Below are 26,670 nucleotides of genomic sequence, written 5' to 3' on the forward strand. Positions count from 1 at the left end.
TTGAAATGGCACTTATGCATCAGCAGATGTAAGATAATTCCCCCAAGGCATTGACAAAATTTTATAGTACCTCGGGGGAATTTTATTGACAAAAAAATTGTAGAATTATATAATGAACATATAAAATTTAATAATTAGTTCTTATCTAGAGTGACCGAGGGACTGGCCCTATGACGTCCGGCAACCTGAATTTATTTAATGCATGGTGCTAATTCCAGCAGACTACGGTCTGAAAGATGAGAAAAAAGTATGGCTTTTTTGTATCTCATTTTACAAAAAAGCTTTTTATTTTACAAAAGTTCCTAGTAATTTAAATTATTTAGATTTAGGAGGGTTTTAAACAATGAATTCTGATGAAAATAACCATTATCATCATGAACATGATCATAATGATGAACATGTCCATGAACACCATCACCATGGCGGCGTTAATGATTACATGAAGGCAGTAGCCGAATATAAAAAGACTTTTGCATCAAAACAGGATGTCCTTGACAAGACTCCAGATCCGGCAGTAAAGGAAATGATATTGCACATGGAACAAATAGGATGTGACACAACTTTTGATAGATTTGACAGGCAGAAACCACAATGCAGTTTTGGTCTTGCAGGGGTATGCTGCCGGATTTGTTATATGGGGCCTTGTAAAATTACTCCTAAAAGCCCCAAGGGAGTATGTGGAGCTGATGCAGATCTTATAGTGTCCAGAAATTTGTTAAGAGGTCTTGCAGGGGGAGTTGCAGCCCATGGAATACATGCGAGAGAAGTTATTCTTGCTTTAAAATATGCAGCAGAAGGTAAACTTAATTTGCCTATTGAAGGAAAAGATAAGGTGCTGAAAACCGCAGAGCAATTTGGAATAGATACAGAGGGAAAAACAGTAGAGGAGCTTGCATCAAAAGTTGCGGATATTTTATTGGAGGATATATCAAGAACTGTTCCAGGTGAGTATAAAACAATACAGGCATGTGCACCTCCTGAGAGAATAAAGGTATGGAGCAATATGGATATATTGCCTATAGGAGCCTATCATGAAGTGTTTGAGGCACTTCATAGAACAGGTGCTGCAACGGATGGTGACTGGAGAAATGTGATGAAGCAATTTTTAAGATGTGGACTTGCATTTGTATGGTCAGGTGTTGTAGGATCCAATATTGCAACGGACAGCCTTTTTGGTATAGGAGGCAGGAGAACTTCCAAAGTCAATGTAGGGGCACTTAAAAAAGGTTATGTAAATATAGCAGTTCATGGACATTTACCGGTTCTTGTAAGTGAGATCATAAAACAGGGACATAGTGAGGAATTTATTAAACTTGCTAAAGAAAAAGGAGCTAAGGGTATACAATTTTATGGAATATGTTGTTCCGGGCTTTCAGCAATGTATAGATATAATGGGGTAATTCCGTTGTCAAATGCAGTAGGTGCAGAATTGGTGCTTGGTACAGGAGCTTTGGATCTATGGGTGGCTGATGTTCAGGATGTATTTCCGTCAATTATGGAGGTGGCAGCATGTTATAAAACCGTGGTTGTCACCACAAGTGATTCCTCAAGGCTTCCGGGAGCTGAGCATTATGCCTATAACCATGATCATTCCAATATAAATGAGACCCAGGCCATTGCAAGAAAAATAGTTACAAGGGCAATCGAAAGTTTTGAGAACAGAAAGGGTATGCCTGTATTTATACCGCCTTATGAAGTGGATGCAGAAGTTGGTTTTTCTCTTGAATATGTACAGAATAGATTTAAAGGGATGAAGCCGATTTTAGAAGCACTGAAAAGTGGAAAGATTTTAGGAATTGTAAATCTGGTAGGATGTAATAATCCCAGAGTGATTTATGAAAAGGCAGTCGTAGATGTTGCAGATGTATTGATTAAGAACAATGTTCTTGTATTGACTAATGGCTGTGCATCATTTCCACTGTTGAAATTGGGATATTGCAATGTTTCAGCACTTGAAAAAACAGGTCAGGGTTTGAGAAGTTTTCTGGAACCGGATCTTCCACCGGTATGGCATATGGGAGAGTGCATAGATAATGCAAGGGCTTCAGGAGTGTTTTCATGTGTAGCCGCGGAAGCCGGGGAAGCAATTAAAGATATGCCATATGCACTGGCAAGTCCTGAATGGTCCAATGAAAAGGGAATAGGAGCAGCACTTGCTTTCAGACTTTTAGGAGTAAATTCCTATCATTGTGTTCATGCACCAGTACAAGGGTCGGACAATGTTATGAATTTTATATTGACTGGAACTAAAAAGTCACTGGGTTCTACCATGACTGTGGATGTAGATCCAATTAAACTGGCAAACAGGATAATTGATAATTTAAAACAAAAGAGGAAAGCCCTTAACTGGGATTAAAATTTAGTTTAAGTGAGGTTGATCATTATGAAAAGATTGGGAAGACTTATTATAGGTACACTTGTGTTGAGTCTTGTTTTAGGGCTTACTGCATGCGGAGGTAAAAATACAACAGGAAGTAATGAAAAGAAAACAATTAAAATAGCATATTTACCTATAACTCATGCCGTACCTTTATATGTAGAAAATGAGGATGCAAAGGTCAATAAGAATCAATTTAAAGATGTGAATATTGAACTTGTTAAGTTTGGAACATGGCCGGAGCTAATGGATGCTTTAAATACAGGAAAGGTTGATGGAGCTTCTGTACTTATACAGCTTGCAATGAAAGCTAAAGAGCAGGGTATAGATTTAAAAGCTGTTGCACTTGGGCACAGAGATGGGACAAATATTATAGTTTCCAAAGATATTAAAAACATAACTGATTTAAAGGGTAAGACTGTTGCAATACCTCAAAAGTTTTCTACCATGAATATTTTGCTTTATCAGGCACTTAAAAATGCAGGAATTAATTATTCCGATGTAAAAACAGTAGAGCTTACTCCTGCAGAGATGCCTTCCGCATTGGCTGAAGGACGTGTTTCTGGATATATAGTTGCAGAACCTTTTGCTTCTAAATCCGTAGTAAACGGCAAAGGAAAGATATTGTATACATCTGCAGACATATGGAAAAATTCAATTTGCTGTGGATTGGTACTTAGAAATGATTTTATAAAAAATAATAAAGAAGCGGCACAGGAGTTTGTAAATGGATATATTAAAGCGGGAAAAGAAGCTGAAGCCAAGGATGAAAAGGTGCAGAAAATAGCATCAAAATATATGAGTGTTGATAAAAAGGTATTGGATGCGTCTTTAAAGTATACATCTTATACTGATTTGAAAATTGAAAAAAGTGATTATGATGTTTTGACAAAATATCTTATAAATATGAATTTATTGAAAGATCCTCCTAAGTATGATGATTTTGTTGATAATTCACTGATTAGTAAGGCTGAGTGATAAAAATGAGCAAGTTGAGAAAGATTGCAAATGTATTTATAGGATTCGGAATTTTATTAGCTGTATGGGAAGCTCTGGTTTTATCGGGTAAATACGAGCCATCGCTTCTACCCTCACCTGCCAAAGTGGTAGAGGGGATGAAGGAGCTTATTGTTAATGGTGTGCTGTTTACTGATATAAAGGTAAGTTTGTTTCGATTTTTCCTGGGATATTTATCAGCAGTGGTTAGTGCAATAATTTTGGGACTTGTTTTTGGATGGTTTCAAAAACTCTGGGGCATTTTTGATCCTATTGCCCAGATCTTAAGGCCTATTTCTCCTATTGCATGGTCACCTTTTATTGTATTGTGGTTTGGCATAGGAGATATACCAGCTATTGTGATAATATTTATTGCTGCTTTTTTTCCGGTTTTGCTTTCTACAGTATCAGCTGTAAAAAATATAGATAGAACTTATTTGAAAGTTGCTAAAAATTTTGGTATAAAGCAGCCCAGTATATTGACCAAGATAATATTTCCGGCTGTTTTTCCCAATATAGCTACCGGACTGCATATAGCTGTTGGAACTGCATGGATATTTCTTGTAGCTGGTGAAATGGTGGGAGCCCAGTCTGGACTTGGTTATTTGATTGTAGATTCAAGGAACTCAATTAGATCCGATCTTCTGCTTGCAGGAATAATATTCATCGGGATTTTAGGGTTGCTGCTGGATAAGCTAATTGTTCTTTTCGAAAAGTGGATAGGAAAGACCTGGGGTATTGCAGTACCTGGACAGGGAGGTAAATAGTGTGTTTATAGAAATAAATTCAGTTAAAAAGGTGTATGGAAATAAAAAAGAGACACAGTTTACAGCTCTAGACAATATAAATTTGAATGTAAAAAAGGGAGAATTTATTTGCCTTTTGGGCCCCAGCGGCTGTGGAAAATCTACTCTTTTAAACTTAATAGCCGGATTTGACAAGCCTTCTTCAGGAAATATATTTATAGATGGTAAAGAAGTAATTGAACCTTCCATAAATTATATAACCATATTTCAAAATTATGGCTTACTTCCCTGGAGAACAGTTAAAAAAAATGTGGAGCTTGGACTTGAAGTTAAAAATATCGGCAAGGAAGAGAGAGGTAAAATTGCTGATGAGTATATTGAACTTGTGGGTCTCTCAAAATTCAGCAAAAATCGTCCTTCTGAACTTTCAGGGGGCATGCAGCAGCGGGTAGCTATTGCAAGAGCTCTGGCGGTGGACCCAGAAGTAATATTTATGGATGAGCCTTTTGGAGCTTTGGATGCAATGACAAGAATGAACATGCAAGATGAGATATCCAATATATGGGAAGAAAAGAAAAAGACAATAATTTTTGTTACTCATGATATTGATGAGGCAGTGTTTCTTGCAGATAGAATTATAATTATGACCCCAAGTCCGGGAAAAATAAAAAGTATAATAGACGTACCCATACCAAGAAAAAGAGATAGAATTGGAAAGAAATTTCTGCAAATAAGAGATAGAGTGTTCATGGAATTTAAATAGAAGATAGTTCCCTCGAGGTCGTGATAAAGATTTACAGCGCCTCGGGGGAATTTTGGAGTATAATTAAAAAAGGAGGTGGATTATTAATGAATGAAAATTTATGGAATAAATGTGTGGACTTCCATGGTCATAAATGTCCTGGATTAGCTATAGGTTTCAGGGCCTGTGAAGCAGCTGGGAAAAATATGAACATAAATTTTTCTACAGATGAAGAAATAGTATGTGTCACTGAAAACGATTCCTGCGGAGTTGATGCAGTGCAGGTTATGACAGGGTGTACTTTAGGAAAGGGCAATTTAATATACAGGGGAACAGGAAAGATGGCTTTTTCATTTTTTAACAGGGAAAATGGAGATAGCATAAGAATCGTGTCAAAACCTTCAAAAATAAGGATGGATAAAGAGGAGAGACAAAAATACATTTTAGAAGCACCAATAGAAGATATTTTTTATATTAAAAAGCCAGATTTTCAGATGCCCAAAACTGCAAGGGTTTTTAAAACTATGACGTGTGAAATATGCGGTGAGGGGGTATCCGAAAATAAAATAAGAATGGAAGATGGAAAGAAAGTCTGCCTTGACTGTTTTCATAAATATTCAAGAGGATGGTAGTAGTTCCCCCGAGGTGGTGGTAAAATTTTACGGCATCTCGGGGGAAATTTAATTAAGGAAGCGATTTTATGAAACCAAGAATTGCAATTATGAGCTATGATAGGCTTACTAAGTCTGTCAAGTTAAATGTAGATAATTACACATTAAAAAAAATGTATATAATAAATTCAAAATTTAAAGATACTGTAAATATTGCAAAAAATTTATGGGATAATGATAAAGTTGATGTATTTGTAAGCGGAAGCAGTAATTTGGAAATGCTCAAATACAATATTCCAGATGCTCCTATTGTAGATATAAAAATTTCAGGTTTTAGTATGATGGAAAATCTTGCTGTGGCAAAGAAAAATTCAAATACCGTGGCTATAGTAACTTACAAAAAGCCTATAGTAGATTTTAATTTACATCAAAATATATTTAGTATTAATATAATACAAAAGTGTTTTAATGATGACAATCAATTAAGAAATATATTGAATGATTTAAAAAAATCAGGGGTTAATACTATAATAGGCGCCAGCATGGTATGTGATATTTGTGATGAAATAGGTTTGAATTCCATTTTTATTTATTCTAAGGATAGTATAATAAATGCAATAGGATATGCAATACAGCTTAGGGAATCCATTGGCAAACAAAGATATAAAAATATTCAGTTAAATGCTATTTTAAATTATGCTTATTGTGGAATTATGGCAACGGATGAGAATAATATTATACAGGTGTATAATCCAATGGCTGAAAAGATTATGGGAATATCTAAAGAGAATGTCATAGGAAAACCTGTTGACAAGACTATAGAAAATACAAGGCTTGATAAAATAATAATTACTAAAAAAGAAGAGATAAATCAGATACAAAAAATAAATAGGCAGACCATTCTTACGAATAGGCTGCCTCTTACTATAGATGGTCAATTTAAAGGAGCAGTGGCTACATTTCAGGATATAAAATCCATACAGAATTCAGAACATAAGGTGAGAAGGGAAATTTACACTAAAGGACTTGTGGCAAAATATACTTTTGATGATATAAAAGGAAAGTCCAGGGTTATAAAAGATTGTATAACATTGGCTAAAAAATATGCCAGAAGTGACTTTACGGTCCTTATTACAGGTGAATCGGGAACGGGAAAGGAATTATTCGTCAACAGTATACACAATGAGAGCAGGCGTAAAAATGAAGCATTTGTTGCTGTCAACTGTGCAGCATTACCGGAAAATCTTCTCGAATCGGAATTATTTGGATATGAAGAGGGAGCTTTTACAGGGGCAAAAAAAGGAGGGAAAATTGGATTATTTGAATTAGCACATAATGGCACTATATTTCTTGATGAAATAGCTGAAATGCCTAGAAGTCTTCAATCAAGATTTTTGAGGGTCATACAGGAAAAAGAAGTTATGAGACTTGGAAGTGACAAAATAATTCCCATAAATGTAAGAATAATCAGTGCTACTAATAAAAATTTATGGGAAGAAGTATTAAACAAAAGTTTTAGAGAGGATCTTTATTATAGATTGAGTGTTCTTGAACTTAATATACCTCCACTTAGAGATAGAAGAAAAGATATACCCGAAATTTCAAGAGAGCTTATAACAAAAAGATTCGGAGATCTTTATAAAATGTATAGAGAGAAGTGGGAGAAAATATTTGAAATACTTATGAATTATGATTTCTTAGGAAATGTAAGAGAATTAAAAAATGTTTTGAAAAGAATATCTGTATTTATTGAAAATGAAGATGAAAATTATTTTAGTGCAGAAGAATTAGTAGATAAATTATACAAGAAAAGACAATCTATAAATATGGAAAATAAAAATAAAGAAGTTGAATGTATTTTAAAGGCTCTTTCTGAATTTAATGGTAACAGAGAGAAAACTGCTAAAAAGCTCAATATGAGCAGGACGACATTATGGCGTAAAATAAAGGACTATGGGATCTTATAGATGTTAAAGGGGCTGTGGGTAAAATTCTCCCGAGGTAATGGTGAATTTTGTATCACCTCGGGGGAATGTACATTCGGATTAAAGTTTACGAGCAATTTCATTTAGTCTTTCTGACATGGTGGTTATTTCTTCTATACTTGCTGTAATTTCTTCTGTGGCAGCAGCCTGTTCCTGGCTAGAAGATAATGAGCCTTTACTCTTTTCACTGGATTCTTCAACTCTATCCTTAATATCATCTGTTAATTTTTTGATTTTAGGCACTGTACTTTTAGCTTGATCTGACAACTTCCTAATTTCATTTGCCACAACTCCAAAACCACTACCTGCTTGTCCTGCTCTAGCTGCTTCAATTGCAGCATTTAATCCCAGCATTTTTGTCTCATCCGAAATACTTTCTATGAAAGAAGTCACTTCATTTATTTCTTCTGATAATTTTATTATTTTGTTAATGTCGCTGTTAAGTTCCTGCTCATTGGTATGAATTTGTGACGCAGATGCCGCTAATTCTTCAATAGCAGAAGATATACCAGTAATATTCTCCGTAAGATTACCGGACATATCCTTTAAGTTTACCGCAACTTCTCTTGGTGTTATTATGGAAAATGTTCCAACAACATCGTTAGTATCTTCATCAATTAATGGAAAGCTAACATTTCTTACAGGAATTCCAAATTTTAAAGCATCCAATTCCTGTTCTTTTTCTTTTCCCGTTTTTATAACTTCACCGCTCAAAAAATCACTTTCAAATTTATCTCCAACTTTTATAGAAGGTATATCGAATTTTTTTGAAGATTGTACCTTTACAAATTTTTCTAGGTCAGTCAAACATAAAAAGACACCTTCTGGAAACATTTGAGATAATATTGGTGCAAACCTATCAAAAGCTCCGGCTACAGGATGTAATCGTGGAAACGCCATGGAAAATGCACCGGTAGCTTTACCAGTTTCATCTACAATTGGAATTGAAATTATATCCAATCTTGTCCCGTAAACAGAGCGTGGAATTTTTTGAGTTAATGTCTTTTTCTCACGAATGGCATTACGAGTTATACTATCTTCTCTTAGTTTTTGACCAACATAAAACACATTTATATTTAAAGATTTGGAATATTGTACCCATTCCATGGTATCTCCATTTATAATTCCATATACAATTCCCCCAGGTATCAAATCAGCCTGTGTTTCTGCTAATTTTTTTAAATCTTCCAATGCATTTATCGAAATCATAATATGCTTCTCCTTTTCTACTATTATACTTAAAAATTTCCCCTGTTATTTTGCATTAGTGGAATAGACTTTTTTTGCGTAGATTTTTATTTTTGACATTAAATTCAACAAATTATATGATTTATTATACCATAAATTATCTAAAAATGTATTTTTTTATTAATATATGTGTATAAAAATAGTATGACAAAAAAATTTTTCTAATAAAATAATATTTTTAATTCAAATATTTATGAAATGTAAACAATACAATACATTTGGATTTCAGGGCAAAACTTTTTTAGATAAATATTTAAAGAAATATAATATAACAAATAGTTCTGAAAGCATATTTAAAAGTCAAAAATGCAATTAATTTTAGTTAATTCTTATAAAAGATAAACTTAAAAAATAATGGGTTACCTCAAAATTTACTCTGAGATAATCCACTTATATTAGTTCATATCTAGATGTTGTTGTATTTTTTTTCAGTTTGTCTTATTTTACTTAATTCAACAATTTCATTGAATTCAGGAAAATCTATCATGTCACTTATCTTGCCTTGAGTTGTACCTGTACTTTTAAGTCCTTGCAGAAGAACTTTAACTGCTTTTGTCATAACATATAAGGTTGAAACAGGATATATAGCTATTGCAAATCCTAAATTCTGAAGTTCTTTAGCCGAAAGTACGGGAGTTTTTCCGCCTTCTATCATATTGGCAAGTATAGGTGCTTTCACTAATTTGGGTATTTGTTTTAATTTTTCTACATCAGGAGGTGCTTCTACAAATATGACATCTGCTCCTGCTTCCTTGTATAAATTACCTCTTCTTATTGCTTCGTCAAATCCTATAGGAGCAAGTGCATCAGTTCTTGCTATGATAACTGTATCTTCATCCTGCCTTGCATCCACTGCTGCTTTAATTTTTGCTACCATTTCCTCGGCAGGTATAACTTGCTTACCATCCATATGACCGCATCTTTTTGGCCAGGATTGATCTTCTATCTGTATAGCAGCAGCTCCTGCTCTTTCGTATTCTTTAACAGTTCTATACATGTTTAATACATTTCCATATCCAGTATCAGCATCAGCAATTATAGGTATATTTACTGATTCGCTCATGTATGATAGGTGTTTTGTCATTTCAGATACTGAAAGCAGTCCTATATCCGGTGAACCTAAGAGATTGGCAGCAGCACCATAGCCCGTCATATAAACGGAATTAAAACCAACTTGTTCTACTATTTTTGCAGAAATACTGTTGAATGCTCCTGGTGAAACCAACAAATCTCCCCTTTTTATATAATCTTTTATTATTTTTCCTTTACCCATAATGATTTCCTCCTAAAAATTTATTGTTTTATTTTGGTTAAGATACATAAAAATAATATCTTAAATTTCGTCTAATGGTTTTTGTTTTGTTTCTACCCCAAATACAGCAATAATGAGTGCAGTTAAGGCTAAAAGTACTCCAAGAGCTGCGAATACTGGTTTTGAACCATAATCATTCAATAGCCAGGCAACTCCATAAGGGCTGAATATGGTAGCACATCTGCCAGCAGCATTTGCAAATCCAGTTCCCCTGAGTCTTATTTTTGTTGGAAAGAGTTCGGGTACATATACTGCAAGTCCTAGTGTTACCAGTATATATATGGCTATTGTCAATAAGAAGCCTAGTACTAGTATTGTGAACATATTTCTTTGAAGTGGATATGCATATCCTAAAATACCTGCCAAAACCATAAATAATACAATACACCATTTACGACCATATCTATCTACAATAAAGCTTCCTATTATTGCACCCAGTGGTGCACCAATCATCATTATAGTAGTGTAGCCTAATGACTTTGAAAGATTTATACCGCTTTTCAAAAATAATGTAGGAACCCAAGTTATAAAAGTGTATATAAGTGTATTTATAGTTATTAAAGTTATAGAGCCGACTATTGTTCTTGATAAGGTTTTGCCTTTAAATAAATCTGAAAACTTTCCTGGGGTAGTAGTAATAGTTCTCTTATTTACATGTATTTCTGATGGAGATATTGGTTGAAGTTTTATGTTGTTATCTTTTTCTACACTTTTCTCAAATATTTGAATTGTTTTTTCTGCTTCTTCCATTTTCCCTTTTGATTCATACCATCTTGGAGATTCCGGAATTACCTTCCTCAAGTACCAAACAATTAATGCTGATATGCCTACAAATACAAACATGTATCTCCAACCTATAGTTGGTATGATAATTAAGCCCAATAATGCAGAAACAGGTACAGCTATATTAGTTATCAATGACAACATGGAAACCCATCGTCCCCTAACTTTTGCAGGGACAAATTCTCCAAGAAGAGCATATCCTGTAACTATTTCGGCTCCAAGACCTATACCTATAAAGCCTCTGCATACTATCAAAAAACTCATATTTGGAGAAATTGCAGCAACTAAGGATGCACCTCCAAAAATTAAGAGATTAAGTCTGTACACAAATTTACGTCCATATTTATCTCCAAGAAATCCTGTTATAAGAGCTCCTATTAAAAGTCCTATAAATGATACTGAAATGAAAGTGGCATTTAAAGTTATTGTGGACCATCCATTTTTTAATAAAGCACCTAATACACTACTTGCCAAATATATATCAAAGCTATCTAGAAACATCCCAAGTCCAGTTAAACATAAGATTTTATAATGTATTTTTGATACTGGCAGACGATCCATTCTTTCAGATATAAAATTATTATCTATGATAGAATTGGCATTCCCCATTTACAATTACCTCCATCTTTTAATAAATAATTTGGTATTTTGCAAAATCCAATATATATGACATCATAAAAGCAATATTTGTGCCAATAATAAAAAGAGCCAATATGTAAATCTTTAATATAATTGTTTCATTTATGTTTAAACTTGTTTTAATTTAAATAAAACAATGAAAGGAGTAAGTTGCAATAGAATATATAATAATATATATTATGGGATCTGCAGGCTGTCTTTAGATAAGATGTATTGTTTTTGTTTCATGTTCATCTACATCTATGCAGGCCTTGTACTGGATGTCACTTATATAAGTTTATTTAGCAAGAAGAGATAGTAATATATAGAATTTATGTGGTATATTGATATTAAGGTCATCATATAGGAGGGGGATGGTATAATGAATTCAGTTAGGGTAAAAAATAATGATAATCCCTGTAATATTATAGCGAGCATACCTCACAGTTCAAGTAACATAACTTTAGAGATGAAAGAAAATATGAAAAAGGGTGTAATACTCGCAAATAATGATTGGTTTTTAAAAGATCTATACGATTTTTTGAGTGAATTAAATATAAATTCAATTTCAGCTAATTACAGCCGATATGTAATAGATGTAAATAGGGATATTAAAAATAAACATGTACATGATGAATATACAAAGTCTTTGATATATTACAATACCACATTTAATAGGGAAATTTACAGTAAAGCACTTGATGAAAATATAATAGAAGATAGAATAGAAAAAATATATAAACCCTATCATTTAAGTCTCTATAGACAGATAAATAAAATTTTAAAAATAAAAGGAAATGTTTATCTGCTGGATTTACACAGCTTTTTTGAACAATCCAAGGCAGACATAATCCTTGGAACTCGTGAAGGGAAAACCTGCTCCAGGGATTTTTTAAATATTGTATATGATTCTTTTTCAGACAGTGGATTTAATGTAAAGATTGATGAGAAGGGGCTTAGAGGTGGATATATTACATCCCATTACAGCTCTCTAAATGATGTACAAACTATGCAAATTGAAATAAGATACACTACATATATAGAAAACAGGTATTTTGGTGAGGAAGAAGTTAAAGATATAGATTATAGGCTATTTAATGATGCCAAAGTGCGTTTAAATAAAGCACTTTTAGAGATAAAGAGAAAATTGTGATTCCTCTGAGATATGGCAAAATTTTGAATCACCTTGGGGAAACTTTATTTGACAAAAAATTGATTCTAATATAATATAAAAGAAATTAAATAGAAAATTAAATCTTATCAAGAGTGGTGGAGGGACTGGCCCTGTGAAACCCGACAACCAACATTGTTATTTCACAATGTATGGTGTTAATTCCAGCAGAATTTTCTGAAAGATAAGAAAAATATCTTGTGCAATTAAGTTGTTTTTCTTATGGAAGACAACTTTTTTAGTATGATTATTTATTAAATTTATAAGGAGGAAATATATGAGCAGGGAAACTAGTTTTATAACAAAGTGCATACATGTAGGTAATGGTGTTGATAAGGAGACAGGTTCTATTAGACGTCCTATAACTATGGCGAATTGCTATAGACTTCCAGAAGATGCATCATCAATTAACTGGAGTGATCCAAATCAGATACTCTATACTAGAAATACTTCTGCAAATCAATTGTATCTCCAGCAGAGATTGGCCGCACTTGAAGGTGGAGAGGATTGCGTAGTTCTGGCAAGCGGAGTTGCTGCACTTGCAGGCGTGTTTTTTACATTTTTGAGTAACAAATCACATGTAATTTGTTCAAATGTTTCGTATATAGCAGTTTACAGGCTGCTTAATCAGTACTTGCCGGATAAGTACGGGGTAGAAGCAACTCTTGTAGATACATCCAATTTAGAAGAGATAAAAAAAGCCATAAGACCTAATACAAAACTTATTCATGTTGAAACTCCGGGAAATCCAACTACAAAAATAAGTGATATTGCAGAAATATCGAAAATTGCTAAATCCATTGGAGCATTATTCAGTGTTGACAGTACTTTTGCATCTCCATATCTGCAGCATCCTCTTGAACTTGGGGCCGATCTTGTGGTACATAGTCTGACAAAATACATAAATGGACATGGTGATGCCATGGGCGGAGCAGTAATAGGAAGAAAGGATCTTATAGATAAAATAAAAAGTCAGGCAATGGTTAACCTTGGAGGCACTATAAGTCCTTTTAATGCATGGCTTATAATGAGAGGAGTTGTAACACTTCCACTTCGCATGAAACAGCACAGTGATACTGCACTTAAAGTCGCCCAGTATCTAGAATCAAATCCATCAGTGAAATTTGTTGCATATCCGGGACTTAAAAGCCATCCACAGCATGCAATTGCTAAAAAGCAGATGAAGATGTACTCGGGAGTTATAGCTTTTGCACTTAAAGCAGACGGTAAAACCCACAATAAATTTATAAATTCACTTGAACTTATTGTGCCTGCAGTTTCTCTTGGACATGATGAAAGTCTTATTGTTTATACGGGTCCAGATGATGAAAGAATTAATTTCTATCCAGAAGAATTTAGAGATGGATATATCAGATTCAGTATAGGACTTGAAAGTGCGGAGGATATTATTTATGATTTAAAACAGGCACTAGAAAAATGTGGATTATAAATTGATATTTGAATAGTATTTAAAAAGGGCTCAAAAATTTTTGAACCCTTTTTATCATCTAGTTATCTGTGAAGAGATGTTTGATAAAAATATATAGGAAAATATGGCTTTTTCTGATATAATAAAAAAAGGTGTTTTAAATTGAAACAGGAGGAGAAGATATGAAGATTGTGGCGATTGCTCCTTATAATGGATTGAAAGAATTAATCCTTCAATTAGGTAAAGATCAAAAAGATATTGATTTACAGGCAGAGGTTGGGGATTTAAATGCAGGAGTGGATATAGCAAAAAAAGCACAAAAGATGGGTGCTGATATTATTATAAGCAGGGGTGGCACATCAGAATTAATCCAGAGGGAAGTAAATATTCCTGTGGTTGATATAGAAGTTTCCGGCTATGATATGCTGCGTGTTGTAACTCTTGTAAGCGGTGGATTGAAGGGAAAGGCTGCCATTGTCGGGTTTCCAAAAATATCGGAAGGTGCAGCTACAGTCTGCTCATTGCTTGATATTGATATTCCAAGTTATGTAATTTACAGCGAAGATGAGGTAGTATCCAAATTACAGGAAATTAGCAAAAAAGATTATCAGATAATTATCGGTGATGTAGTAACTACTCAGAAAGCGAAAAAATTAGGCTTTAATACGGTATTATTCACATCCGGCAAAGAAAGTGTTTTGAAATCCTTTAATGATGCTAGAAAAATTTACAATGTTTTAAAGACAGTTAGAAGAGAACAGATGATACCAGCTGCTGTTATTGAACAGGTAAACGAAGGAATTATAGTTTTGGATAAAGAACTGAACTATGTTTATTCCAATACTTATATGAATAATGTATTTGAGAACAAACTGGATTTTATAAAAAGAGAATGGGCAATTGCAGTATTAAATCAGAGTAAATTTAATACTATAATTCAGCTTAATAATTTTGTATGGAGAATATCAGGAAGTCAAATAGAAAGCGAAGATAAAATTTATGTACTATTTAAGTTACATAAGATATCCAATTATTCAAAGGATAAAGTTCATGGAATTACTATAAAAAACAGTAATACAGGTAAAACATTGTCATTGCTTTTAGAAAGTAAGTATATGAAGAATATATTGAAAAAGGTAAATAAATGTAAAGATACCAATATACCTATCTGGATTTTTGGAGAAAAGGGTACTGAGAAAGATGATCTGGCAGAATTTTTACATTTTGGTTATGGTACTAAATCTGGAGCTTTTATTACTTTGGATTGTAATCTGATTTCGGAGGAAGATTGGAATAAAATAGTTTCCACCCATATGTTGTCAGACAGTATGTTAAATATGGATAAGGGTACTGTTTATTTTAAGGATATACAGGAACTTTCAGAAAACGGCCAAAATATTTTAGTGAAATTTTTTCGCTGTAACAGTAATTTGACTTCTAGATTTGTAGTGTCATCTTTAGACAATATGGAGAAATTGGTAAAGGATGATAAGTTCAGTGTAGAGCTGTATTATATGTTTTCTCTTATTACTTTAAAGGTTCCTCCCCTTAAAGACAGAATGGATGAAATGGATAGTTTAGCTAGACTTTTTATCAATGAATTCAATACTTTCTATGGAAAGCAGATCGTGGGCATCAGAGATGATGCACTTTTTAGATTAAAGGAATATAAGTGGATTGGAAATACACTTCAGTTTGAAAAGACCATAGAACAAATTGTTATATTTTGTAAAAACGATTATATAGAATTAAATGATGTGGAACAGGTACTTGATAATATACCTTGTAACCATGGACTGGAAGATGATAGTGTTGAATTAAAAGGAACATTGGAAGAAATTGAAAGAAATATCATCCAAAAGATGTTAAAGAAAAATCAAATGAATCAGTCCAAGGCGGCAAGAGAGTTAGGAATCAGTCGCTCAACTTTATGGCGCAAATTGCAATAGCGCCTTTTTTTATACAAAAAAATAATGAAAACTATTGCATTTTAAAACATATGTATATATAATATAAGTGTAATCGATTTTATAATGTTTTAAAATGAAACACATTAATAAATTATTTATAAAAATATGTTTCGTATAGATAAGGAGGAAATTGAAATGGACTTAAAGGGAATTATTACTGCAATGGTTACACCTATGACGAAAGATCAGAAAATTAACATTGAGGTTTCAAAGAAGTTGGTAAATCATCTTATTGATTCAGGGGTCAATGGCATTTTTATTCTAGGGACTAATGGTGAATTCCATTTATTGAGCAGGGAAGAAAAACTGAAATTTGCTGAAATTGTTATTAAAGAGGTAAATGGAAGAGTACCTGTTTTTGTAGGTACAGGTGGCAATGGCACTAAAGAAGTAATTGAACTTTCTAAAGAAATGGAGAAAATAGGGGCAGATGCTCTTTCAATTATAACACCTTATTTTATAACTCCAAGTCAAAGTGAAGTAATCCAGCATTATAAGTCAATAGCTGAATCCGTGTCTCTTCCAATACTTTTATATAACATACCTGGGAAAACAGGGATGACGCTAGAACCTGAAACAGTAGCTGAATTGGCCAAAGTAGATAATATAATTGGTATTAAAGACAGCAGCGGCAAGTTTGAAAATATTCAAAAATATATAGAAATTACTAAAAATGAGAAATTCTCTGTACTTGCAGGTACAGATTCATTGATACTTAAAACTCTTATGGCAGGAGGAACAGGAGCAATAGCTGCTACTTCCAATATGCTTCCCGATGTGGTTGTATCAATTTATCAGAATTGGTTAAAGCGAAATATTGAAGAAGCTGAAAAGGCTCAGAAAAAAATTCAACCTCTTAGAGATACATTTAAATATGGAACCCTTCCATCGGTACTTAAAAAAGCGGTTGAACTATACAGCATTCCGGTAGGACCTCCAAGACTTCCTGCAACTGAGCCAACAGGTGAAGCACTTGAAAAAATTAAGGAAATGGTTAAATTTTATAAAAATTAAATATAAACAAATTGAAAGAGAGGGACTATTATATGCAGAAAATCTATAAATTTCAAACAGCAGATAATATTATTGCAGGGCAAAATTCTATTGAAACTTTAAAAGACAATATAGGTCTTATAGGAGATGAAGTGAAGTCAGTTCTGGTTATTACTCAAAAGCCCATGCAGGATTTAGGGTTTGTGGATATTATAACCAGGCAGTTAAATGAAAAGGGAATTAAAGTTGATGTTAATATAGATACTATTCCAGAACCTACTGCCCAGAGTATAGAAGATATATCCAGTAAAATTAAGAAGGCACATTATGATGTGTTAATTGGAATTGGTGGAGGAAGTGTTTTAGATACTACTAAAATTCTGGCTGTGTTGGAAAAAAACGATAATACCATAAAGGAAATTCTGGGTACGGATCTGGTTAAATATCCGGGAACTCCTACTATATTGATTCCAACAACTGCAGGGACAGGCTCTGAAGTGACTCCAAATGCTATTGTTACTCTTCCCGAGGAGCAGTTAAAGATAGGAATGGTAAGCAGATATCTACTTCCTAAACTTGTGCTGGTGGATCCTAATCTGACCGTTGGTCTGCCTAAGGCCATCACAGCTTCTACTGGTATGGATGCTTTTATCCATTCACTTGAGTCTTATATTTCAAATAAAGCTAATCCAATAAGCGATATGTTTGCAATGAGATCCATGAAGTTAATTTCATCCAGTATAGTTGAAGCTTATGAAAATGGAAAATCCATAAAGGCAAGAGAAAATATGATTTTAGGATCACTTTATGGAGGTATGGCATTGACAGCTGCGGGAACAGCTGCAGTTCACGCATTGGCATACCCCCTTGGAGGAAGTTTTAAAATAGCCCACGGTGTAGCCAATTCAATGCTTTTACCTCATGTGATGGAATTTAATATGGATTGCATTATTGACAGGCTCTATGATGTGGCAGAGCCTATGGGAATTGATCGAAATCTTCCGGCAAATAAAGTTGCAGAAAAAGTAATAGAACGTCTTAGAGAATGGACTAAAATACTTGAAATTCCACAAAACTTGAAAGAATATGGAGTTAAGAAAGAAGATATTCATGGATTAGCTGTAGCTGCCTCTAAGGTCACCCGACTTCTGGGCAATAATCCTAAAAAATTAGGAATACAAGATATAGAGAACATCTATAATAAGTTATTGAAATAAATAGATGGAGAAGATATATGAAAATAGCAGTTATTTCAGATGATTTAACGGGTGCCAGTGATTGTGGAGGACAGTTAGTTCAGTATGGGTTGAATGTTTCTGTGATTTTAAATTGGAATAAATTATCTCTAAAAAGAAATGATGCAATTATATGCAATACAAATAGCCGTGATATATCTGGAGAAGAAGCCTATGCCAGGGTAAGAGATATTTCTGAATGTTTGAAAGATAAGTATTTTGATATGGTGTATAAAAAAATAGATTCTACAATGAGAGGAAATATTGGACAAGAAATTAACGCTATGCAGGATGTGTTCCAAAAGGATTTTGTTATCATCGCACCAGCTTACCCTAAAAATGGAAGGCAAGTAATAAATGGAGTTTATTATTTGAATCATAAAAAATTAACTGAGACAGAAGTGGCGAGAGACCCAAAGACGCCTGTAAAAGATTCTGTTGTTTCAGAGATGATTAGAAATCAGTCAAATAGAAGTGTAGGGCATATTTCTCATAGGGATTTAGATAAAGGTTATGAACATGTTCTTGAATGTTTAATTAATTTTAAAAGCAACAATATATTTTATATTACAGTAGATACAGTTGATGAAAGTGATTTGAAGAAGATAACTGCTTTTATAAAAATGACTAAATTTTCTGTTATATGGTGCGGCTCCGCAGGGCTTATGGAGTTTTTACCGCCAACTTATGGATTTAAAGAAAAAATGGATAGAGCTGAGGTGCTGCCTGAAAACCACCATAGGATTTTATTTGTAATTGGAAGTGTTAGCAAATCCAGCAGAAAGCAGTTGAATGAACTGTTGTTATCTACAAATACTATGGGAATAGAGATTAAATCAACCGAGGTTATTTTAAGTGATAAGAGTAGAAAATATGAGCTTGATGGAATAATGGAAAAAGTGTCTGATGCTGTGAATTTAAATAAAAACATTGCTATATTTTCCTCTGCTGAAGTAAAAGAAACTCAAAAAATAGGAATAAAACGGGGATACAGTTTAATTGAAATAAGTAATATGATTTCAAAATTTCTAGGAGAAGTATCGGCATATGTGATTGACAAATTCAAAATAAAGAGCTTGTTTGTTACTGGAGGGGATATAGCCTATCAGGTATTTAAAAGGTTAGATGTCAGTGAATTCAACTTGCTTGGAGAGGTGGAACCCGGAATACCATTTGGAAAGCTAAAAAATGAGGGTGAGATTTTGGCTGTAACAAAGGCAGGAAGTTTCGGATCGGAATCAGCTATGGTTAAATCCATTTCTATATTACAGGGAAATATATTGAAAGATGTGAACAGAGGATGCGTTATTAGAGGGCAACAATAAAAACATTCAAGTTGGTATAGCTTAAATATTACCGGTTATGCCGACTTGATGGAAAAATTTAAAAAAGGATGTGTTAAAAATGAAGGTTATATCTACTTCACCTTCTTTTGCAAAGTACTCGAAAGAACCTATTGAATATTTGAACAAATATGGAATCCAGGTAGAATATTTACCTGCTGACATTGAAGAGGACAAGTTTATAAGCAAGATACAGGATGTAGATGCTTTGATAGTAGCTTTTACCCAGATCAACTCAAAGGTTTTAGATAATGCACCAAAATTGAAAATCGTATGTAAACATGGTGTGGGCGTGGACAACATCGATTTAGCAGCAGCTAAAAAAAGGAATGTATATGTAACAAATGTTCCAAATGCTAATAGACATGCAGTTGCAGATTTTGCTTTTGGACTTGTGCTTTCTATTGCAAGACAGATACCTCAAGCCAATGAACTTACAAAAAAAGGTGAATGGCCTAGAATTTTTGGATCTGATGTATATGGGAAAGCTTTGGGAATTATAGGACTTGGGAGTATTGGAAAACAAGTAGCGTTGAGAGCAAGGGGATTTAACATGAAAATATTGGCTTATGATCCCTATCCAGATAAAAAGTTCGCATCTGAAAACGGAATTCAATTTGTATCACTTGAAGAAGTGCTAAAACAAAGTGATTTTGTTACAATTCATATTCCGTTGATGGAAAGCACCAGGAACCTAATTGATTATGAAAAAATGAAATTTATGAAGAATACTTCTTATTTAATCAATGCTTCACGTGGTGAAATTGTAGTAGAAGAAGATTTATATAGATCATTAAAAGAGAAAATTATTTCAGGAGCTGCTCTTGATGTTTTTTCAGAAGAACCTATGAAAACGAGTCCATTGTTTCAATTGGACAATTTTATTGCATCACCTCACATAGCGGGATATACTGCAGGAGCGGTCAATGCACTTGGAATGACTTGTGTAGAAAATATTGTAAACGTGTTAGTCAATAAAGAAAAACCTAATTTTGTGGTCAATAAACTTTAGATGACACTATAAATCAATGGATGATAGGGAATATGTCACAATATTTAGGCTAATTTGTTTAAAGGGGGAATAAGTTTTGAAAGTTAATTTGAAAAATGATAAAATGACAAATGTGCGTTGGGTTGTTGGTATGCTGATGTGGGCTGCAATTGCAATTAATTATATTGATCGTACTGTACTTTCGGCTGCTGCTCCACATATTTCAAAAGAATTTAGTTTATCATCTGGTGAAATGGGAATTCTAATGTCTGGCTTTTTCTGGTCATATGCATTATTACAGATCCCAGCAGGATGGGTTGCGGATAGGTTTGGACAAAAAAAGACTTTGGGTTTTGCAGTGGGTTGGTGGTCATTGATGACTTCCATAACAGGATTGGCAGTTGGATTTAAGTCACTGTTGGGTTTTCGTATAGGATTGGGAGCTGGAGAAGCAGGTGCTTATCCTAGTAATGCAGGTATTACTTCAAAATGGTTTCCAGATAAAGAAAGAGCTACTGTTTCGGGACTTTTTGATAGTGGTTCTAAATTTGGAGGAGCCGTTGCTATGCCCCTAATTGCCTGGCTTATTTATAAGTTCGATTGGAAGTTAACATTTACATTTATAGGCGTATTAGGTATAATTTGGACAATAATATGGCTTTTATATTTTAGAGAGACACCAGAAGAACATAAAGGTGTAAATAAATTAGAGTTAGAGTATATTAATAAAGGAAAGAAAAATGAAATTACTGATACAGAGCAGCCTATAAAGTGGTATCAATTGCTTAAGTATCGAAATATCTGGGCAATGTGTATAGGATTTTTTATGATTAATTATAATTCATATTTTTTTATTACCTGGTTGCCTACATATTTAGTTAAAGAAAGAGGCATGAATTTAATTCAGATGGGTTTTGTAGCATCATTGCCATTATTGTGTGCTATGGTAGTAGAGGTATTATCTGGATATTTATCTGATAAAGTTTATTCTAAAAAATTATTATCCCTCACTGCGACTAGAAAATTATTCTTAATTTGTGGATTGATTATGGCATCCTGTATAGGAATGGCAGCTTTTACTAAATCAGCAGTTTTGGCAGTTGTACTACTTTGTATTGCTAAGTCTGGTAATACTATGGCAGCTTCCCAGGTTTGGGCTCTTCCGGGAGAAGTAGCACCTAAGAATATGACTTCAGTAGTAGCAGGAATGCAAAACACTGTTTCAAATATGGGAGGAGTTGTAGGACCTATAATTACGGGATTTATAGTAGGAAGTACTGGTTCATTTGTTCCCGCACTATTATTCTCTGCTTTTTTAATTATAATTGCAATTTTTAACTATATATTCTTACTAGGAAAAGTTGAACGTATCGAACCAAAGGAAAAGATGATCATATAGATGAATTTAAACAATGAAAGGATGAAAAAAATGATTGATAAAAAACCGATACTTGGTATTACAATGGGTGATCCTGCGGGCATAGGTCCGGAGATTGCTGCAAAAGCTTTGGTAAAGGAGAAAATATACGAAATATGCAGACCCCTTGTTGTAGGTGATGCCAATGTTATGATACAGGCAGTAGAAATTGCCAATGTGGATCTGAAAATAAATAAGATCTATGACGTAAATGACGCAAAGTTTAAATATGGTGTTATGGATGTATATGATCTTAAAAATACGGATATGGAGCATCTTGTTCATGGTAAGGTATCTGCTATGGCAGGCAAAGCCGGTTTTGAATCGGTGAAAAAGGTAATTGAACTTGCCATGGATAAAAAAATAGATGCTACCATAACTGGACCTATTAATAAGGAAGCAATGAATCTTGCGGGATTTCATTATTCAGGTCATACTGAAATATATGCACACTATACAAATACAAAAAATTATACTATGATGCTTGCATGTGATAACTTAAGGGTTGTTCATGTGTCTACTCATGTATCTTTAAGAGAAGCTTGTGATCGTGTAAAAAAAGACAGAGTATTTGAGGTAATAAAACTTGCAAATGATACGTGTAAAAAACTTGGAATAATTAATCCAAAGGTGGGGGTAGCAGGTCTGAATCCACATGCAGGGGAAAATGGAATGTTTGGATTTGAAGAGAAACAGGAAATAGAACCTGCCATAGAAGAGGCAAGAAAGCTTGGAATAAATGTTGAAGGACCAGTACCTCCTGATACAGTGTTTTCAAAAGCAAAAGGTGGTCAGTATGACATAGTGGTTGCAATGTATCATGATCAAGGTCATATTCCAATGAAGGTTGTTGGATTTAACTGGGATGAACAAAAGAAAAAATGGACTTCGGTAAGTGGAGTTAATATAACTCTTGGGCTGCCTATAATAAGAGTTTCAGTAGATCATGGAACAGCTTTTGGCAAGGCAGGAAAAGGTACGGCTAATGAAGAAAGCCTCATTAATTCTATAGAATATGGAGTTAAATTCGCTAACTCTAACATTTAACATAAAGTTCCCCTGAGACCATGGCAAGATCTAATGGTCTCAGGGGAACTTTACTGGTTTTCCCATTGTCGTTTTTTTACTGATATAGTAATATTAATATGTAATATTTCAATTAATATATTTATTTACTGTATTTAAATTATAAGGCAGTTCCTAAAATTAGAGGAACTTTGACTTTATTTTTAGTAGAAAAACAATCAAATAGGAGGAGTTATGCTATCTAAAAAAAATATCACTATTTTATTAATTGTTGTAATAATAATATTTCTTAAACCAACAGCAATCAAAGCTGAATCTCAACCGGCAACTATGACCAGATTATTTGGTGTGGACAGGTATTCAACCAATATGAAAGTAGCTGACTATGGCTGGACTGACCATTCTGATTATGCCATTATAGTTTCAGGTGAGAATTTTCCGGATGCAGTTTGCTCGGCACCTCTAAGTGTTAAATACAATGCGCCGCTGCTCATGACTGCAGGAAATACTTTAAGCACTGATGTACAAAATAAGCTTACAAATCTTGGTGTTAAGAAGGTATTTCTAATTGGAGGGACTGGTGTTATTTCCAGCGAAGTGGAAAATGAATTGACTCAAAAAAACATAGATGTTCAGAGATTAGGTGGAAGTACCAGAATTGAAACATCTATTGAAATTGCAAAACAAATTGGGGGCAATGAGCTATTTGTTGTTTCATCTGAAGGATTTGCAGATGCTCTGTCTATTTCTCCATATGCTTCAAGTAAAGCTGCGCCTTTGGTATTAACTCCCAGCAGTGGTGTGCCGGAGGTAGTTAAAGATTATGTAGATACTGTAAAACCTTCAAAGGTCTATATAATTGGTGGACAAGGTGTTATACCGGACAATACAGCTTCTTATTTTGGTGATTATGAAAGGCTCAGTGGTCAGGACAGATATGAAACCAATGCAGATGTGATAAGCAAGCTTTATAATATTTCAAATATACAAAAGATATACATAGCAGCAGGGATAAATTATCCAGATGCATTATCTATTTCTCCTCTGGCTGCAAGAGACAGCTCACCTGTGGTTTTAGTAGATGACAACATGTCTCAAAATCAGGTGAGGATGATTAGAAGCAACAGGAACACATTGAAAGAACGTGTAATAGCAGGTGGCGAAAGTGTAGTACCAGATTATCTGATAAATAGGCTTTTTGTGGATTCTGATGACATTACTCCAGCTGATTTTATAAATTCATATAATGGACAAGTCTCTTCTGATGAGCTGACTGCCTTTAAAAATATAGTTTTAGGTCTTTCATTATACCCTAATGACTACAGTTTAAAATCAGCTTTTGATAATGGTGCATCTCATTTACTGAATACTGCAGTAAAGGCCCATAATCAGGGAAATTATGATGCAGCCTTGAATATCTACAATTATCTGCTTCAGTTGCAAGTACCTGAAGACATAAAAGTCAATGCAACTGTATATAAAAATGTTGCATTATCAAAAAATCCTATAATAAGCAAATATGTTTATAAAGAAAGCTCCAAGGCAATAGTTCAAAATGCCCTTGAAGAATACAGCAAACTTGATTTTAATTTTGACAATCCAATTGGTTATACAGCTATGGGTGAGTATTTAAATTTCTCTACAAATGATCGTTTTACTACAAACAAACCGGATATATTGACCTTTGATGAAAATGGAATTCCAATGGTAACATACCGGGAGTTTGGAACTCAGTATAATTTTGTAACCATATGTCAGTATGCGCTATATCTGCATGCGAAATATTTGCAGGGGGATACTTCAGTGATGAATCAGTTTGTAAAATGTGCTGATTTTCTTGTAAGTCATATGGACAGCGACGGCAGTTTCAGGTATAAGTTTCCTTATTATTCATATGAGTCCCTTGGAAGCAATTGGACTTCAAGCATGGCTCAAGGTCAAGCTTTGAATGTTTTTGCACGCGCTTATGAAATGACAGGAAATAAAAAATACATAACTGCAGGTAATAAGGCATTTGATTACTTAATAACACCAATAAGTCAGGGCGGCGTTATGGATACTCTTGGAAGTCTCGAACCTAGATTTAAGAGTGATATATTTTTTCAGGAGTATGTAAATACAATACCTACATATACCCTTAATGGATATATGTTTACATTACTGGGCATATATGATTGGTCACAGCTTGCAAAACAAGTACCTTCTGCTATTAATGGCAGTCAGGTTGATTATTATTTTAATGAAGGAATTAAATCGCTTAAAATAGTACTTCCCTACTATGATATAGGTGGATTTACAAGCTATGATTTAAGTCACCTTATGACATCCAGAGATGCCAATCCCGCTTTGGATTACCATAAAGTTCATATAGATTTGCTTGACGCAATTTATTCCATAACCAGCGATGAGTATTTTATGAATATTAGGAATCAATGGGTTGATTATATTAAATTTTAAAAATAGTGACAGTGGTATGTACTGTCACTATTTTTTCCCTCGGGAAAACTAACTTATACATTTGCTGATAAAGGCAGACAGGAAAAAATTTGCAGCACCTTGGAGGAAGGGAACATATTTTATTCTATTGCCTTGACCTTTATGATGTTTTCATAAGAAGATAATAGTGGTATCCTGAAGCCATAGGTTTTGATCTCATATTTTCTGTTAATTCTAAACCCTCCATACACATCCTCGGAGTTAAATTTAAATTCCAATAAACTGTTTGTATTTTTAAATACTCTCGTGTCACCATTTCCTATTTGGGTATAAATTAAATATTCAGTACTGTTATTTTGTTTTTTTATTTGTTTACTGGCAATTGTCACTGTATAAGTATTTCTGAAAAAATGTGGGAAGGATATAAATATACCTGATAGTATAATGATTCCGATTATCATTGCACCAATCTTAAATTTTAAAGATCTTAAAGATTTATTGGATTTAAGTCTATGAAAATTATTTTTCCTCATGAGATCTCCTTAATATTAACAAATATAGTATCTTTTATTAATATTATTTTTTTCTGTATATTATGTCAGATCGGCTGTAATAATTCCTAGACGACTTTTTATGTCCAAATGTCATTTTTGATATTAATAAGTTACGGGTAATTGATATAATAAATAATAAAGTAGGGGGAATAAAAATGGAGCGATATGTTATTGTATGCGCTATAGGAGGTTCTGCATTAAAATTCCATGAAAAACTAACCAGTAGTGTATGCTATAAATTTAATAAAAGGCGAACCAAGCTGCCTGCACATTTTACAATAAAGGCACCTTTTGAAACTGATAGAATTCAAGATGTAAAAGATGTACTTGAAAGGTTTTCTGAAAATAATAGTCAAACACCTATAAAATTGGACGAATATGGGAAATTCAGAGAAGATGTAATTTATATGGCTGTAAAGATGTCATCCGAGGCAAAAAAAGTTCACGATGACCTTATATCTCAATTACACAAAATACCATGGATGAGTTTCAAAAGAAATGAAGGGAAAAATAAAATATTTCATTGTACAGTAGTTTCAAAAAAAATAAAGGATAATTTTATGGATATATGGAATTATGTATGTAAATATCCCTTCGATTTTAATGAATACTTTGATAATATATCTCTTTATCATTGGAAGAATAATACATGGGTGTTGTTAAAAAAATATAAACTTATTTAAAAAA

At 33.5% G+C, this 26,670-nt stretch carries 21 protein-coding genes and 2 riboswitches; of the genes, 17 read left to right on the forward strand and 4 right to left on the reverse strand.

The features are described 5' to 3' along the window. Nucleotides 1-138 precede the first annotated feature (138 nt). A riboswitch (SAM riboswitch) is annotated at nucleotides 139-243 on the forward strand. 100 nt (nucleotides 244-343) lie between these two features. The 6 genes from cooS (at nucleotide 344) to AB8U03_RS10040 (ending at nucleotide 7,439) form a co-directional block, all read left to right on the forward strand. Further along, the gene (gene cooS / locus AB8U03_RS10015) at nucleotides 344-2,356 is read left to right on the forward strand and encodes an anaerobic carbon-monoxide dehydrogenase catalytic subunit (RefSeq protein ID WP_369704407.1); all 2,013 of its coding nucleotides are present in this window, start codon (nucleotides 344-346) and stop codon (nucleotides 2,354-2,356) included. A gap of 27 nt (nucleotides 2,357-2,383) precedes the next feature. After that, a complete protein-coding gene (locus tag AB8U03_RS10020; RefSeq protein ID WP_369704408.1) occupies nucleotides 2,384-3,355 on the forward strand; it encodes an ABC transporter substrate-binding protein in 972 nt (323 codons plus the stop codon). A 5-nt stretch (nucleotides 3,356-3,360) separates the two neighbouring features. After that, entirely contained in the window at nucleotides 3,361-4,140 is a 780-nt protein-coding gene (locus AB8U03_RS10025; protein ID WP_369704409.1) for an ABC transporter permease, read from the forward strand. Between the two features lies 1 nt (nucleotide 4,141). Next, the gene (locus AB8U03_RS10030; RefSeq protein WP_369704410.1) at nucleotides 4,142-4,882 is read left to right on the forward strand and encodes an ABC transporter ATP-binding protein; all 741 of its coding nucleotides are present in this window, start codon (nucleotides 4,142-4,144) and stop codon (nucleotides 4,880-4,882) included. 86 nt (nucleotides 4,883-4,968) lie between these two features. Next, nucleotides 4,969-5,493, forward strand: a complete 525-nt coding sequence (locus tag AB8U03_RS10035; protein WP_369704411.1) for an FmdE family protein — start codon at nucleotides 4,969-4,971, stop codon at nucleotides 5,491-5,493. 68 nt (nucleotides 5,494-5,561) lie between these two features. Next, nucleotides 5,562-7,439 (forward strand): sigma 54-interacting transcriptional regulator, encoded by a 1,878-nt coding sequence (locus AB8U03_RS10040; protein WP_369704412.1) that lies wholly within the window; start codon nucleotides 5,562-5,564, stop codon nucleotides 7,437-7,439. A 78-nt stretch (nucleotides 7,440-7,517) separates the two neighbouring features. On the opposite strand, the gene AB8U03_RS10045 is transcribed toward AB8U03_RS10040, so the two are convergent. The 3 genes from AB8U03_RS10045 to AB8U03_RS10055 all read right to left on the reverse strand — a co-directional run bounded on the left by AB8U03_RS10045 (nucleotide 7,518) and on the right by AB8U03_RS10055 (nucleotide 11,409). Then, a complete protein-coding gene (locus AB8U03_RS10045) occupies nucleotides 7,518-8,666 on the reverse strand; it encodes a methyl-accepting chemotaxis protein (protein ID WP_369704413.1) in 1,149 nt (382 codons plus the stop codon). A gap of 445 nt (nucleotides 8,667-9,111) precedes the next feature. Further along, the gene (locus tag AB8U03_RS10050; RefSeq protein ID WP_369704414.1) at nucleotides 9,112-9,978 is read right to left on the reverse strand and encodes an isocitrate lyase/PEP mutase family protein; all 867 of its coding nucleotides are present in this window, start codon (nucleotides 9,976-9,978) and stop codon (nucleotides 9,112-9,114) included. Nucleotides 9,979-10,038: 60 nt separating this feature from the next. Continuing rightward, a complete protein-coding gene (locus tag AB8U03_RS10055) occupies nucleotides 10,039-11,409 on the reverse strand; it encodes an MFS transporter (protein WP_369704415.1) in 1,371 nt (456 codons plus the stop codon). Between the two features lie 391 nt (nucleotides 11,410-11,800). Between AB8U03_RS10055 and AB8U03_RS10060 the strand changes: the two genes are divergently transcribed. The 10 genes from AB8U03_RS10060 to AB8U03_RS10105 all read left to right on the forward strand — a co-directional run bounded on the left by AB8U03_RS10060 (nucleotide 11,801) and on the right by AB8U03_RS10105 (nucleotide 25,450). Then, on the forward strand, nucleotides 11,801-12,571 hold the full coding sequence (locus AB8U03_RS10060) for an N-formylglutamate amidohydrolase (protein WP_369704416.1): 771 nt from the start codon (nucleotides 11,801-11,803) through the stop codon (nucleotides 12,569-12,571). A gap of 101 nt (nucleotides 12,572-12,672) precedes the next feature. Continuing rightward, a riboswitch (SAM riboswitch) is annotated at nucleotides 12,673-12,780 on the forward strand. A gap of 86 nt (nucleotides 12,781-12,866) precedes the next feature. Further along, entirely contained in the window at nucleotides 12,867-14,039 is a 1,173-nt protein-coding gene (locus AB8U03_RS10065; protein ID WP_369704417.1) for a trans-sulfuration enzyme family protein, read from the forward strand. A 161-nt stretch (nucleotides 14,040-14,200) separates the two neighbouring features. Then, a complete protein-coding gene (locus AB8U03_RS10070) occupies nucleotides 14,201-15,967 on the forward strand; it encodes a PrpR N-terminal domain-containing protein (RefSeq protein WP_369704418.1) in 1,767 nt (588 codons plus the stop codon). 156 nt (nucleotides 15,968-16,123) lie between these two features. Next, the gene (gene dapA, locus AB8U03_RS10075) at nucleotides 16,124-17,002 is read left to right on the forward strand and encodes a 4-hydroxy-tetrahydrodipicolinate synthase (RefSeq protein WP_369704419.1); all 879 of its coding nucleotides are present in this window, start codon (nucleotides 16,124-16,126) and stop codon (nucleotides 17,000-17,002) included. Nucleotides 17,003-17,034: 32 nt separating this feature from the next. After that, on the forward strand, nucleotides 17,035-18,198 hold the full coding sequence (locus AB8U03_RS10080; RefSeq protein ID WP_369704420.1) for an iron-containing alcohol dehydrogenase: 1,164 nt from the start codon (nucleotides 17,035-17,037) through the stop codon (nucleotides 18,196-18,198). 17 nt (nucleotides 18,199-18,215) lie between these two features. Next, a complete protein-coding gene (locus AB8U03_RS10085; RefSeq protein ID WP_369704421.1) occupies nucleotides 18,216-19,541 on the forward strand; it encodes a four-carbon acid sugar kinase family protein in 1,326 nt (441 codons plus the stop codon). 79 nt (nucleotides 19,542-19,620) lie between these two features. After that, entirely contained in the window at nucleotides 19,621-20,571 is a 951-nt protein-coding gene (locus AB8U03_RS10090; protein ID WP_369704422.1) for a phosphoglycerate dehydrogenase, read from the forward strand. 76 nt (nucleotides 20,572-20,647) lie between these two features. Continuing rightward, nucleotides 20,648-21,949, forward strand: a complete 1,302-nt coding sequence (locus tag AB8U03_RS10095) for an MFS transporter (RefSeq protein ID WP_369704423.1) — start codon at nucleotides 20,648-20,650, stop codon at nucleotides 21,947-21,949. Nucleotides 21,950-21,982: 33 nt separating this feature from the next. Further along, nucleotides 21,983-23,014, forward strand: coding sequence for a 4-hydroxythreonine-4-phosphate dehydrogenase PdxA (pdxA, locus tag AB8U03_RS10100; protein WP_369704462.1), 1,032 nt, complete (start codon nucleotides 21,983-21,985; stop codon nucleotides 23,012-23,014). Between the two features lie 213 nt (nucleotides 23,015-23,227). Then, entirely contained in the window at nucleotides 23,228-25,450 is a 2,223-nt protein-coding gene (locus AB8U03_RS10105; protein ID WP_369704424.1) for a cell wall-binding repeat-containing protein, read from the forward strand. Nucleotides 25,451-25,569: 119 nt separating this feature from the next. Here AB8U03_RS10105 and AB8U03_RS10110 read toward each other — a convergent pair whose 3' ends face one another. After that, the gene (locus tag AB8U03_RS10110) at nucleotides 25,570-25,962 is read right to left on the reverse strand and encodes a DUF1523 family protein (protein WP_369704425.1); all 393 of its coding nucleotides are present in this window, start codon (nucleotides 25,960-25,962) and stop codon (nucleotides 25,570-25,572) included. Between the two features lie 176 nt (nucleotides 25,963-26,138). On the opposite strand from AB8U03_RS10110, the gene AB8U03_RS10115 reads away from it, so the two are divergent. Next, nucleotides 26,139-26,666, forward strand: a complete 528-nt coding sequence (locus tag AB8U03_RS10115; protein WP_369704426.1) for a 2'-5' RNA ligase family protein — start codon at nucleotides 26,139-26,141, stop codon at nucleotides 26,664-26,666. Nucleotides 26,667-26,670: the final 4 nt, after the last annotated feature.

Source organism: Clostridium moutaii (assembly GCF_041205085.1).
GTDB lineage: Bacteria > Bacillota > Clostridia > Clostridiales > Clostridiaceae > Clostridium_B > Clostridium_B moutaii.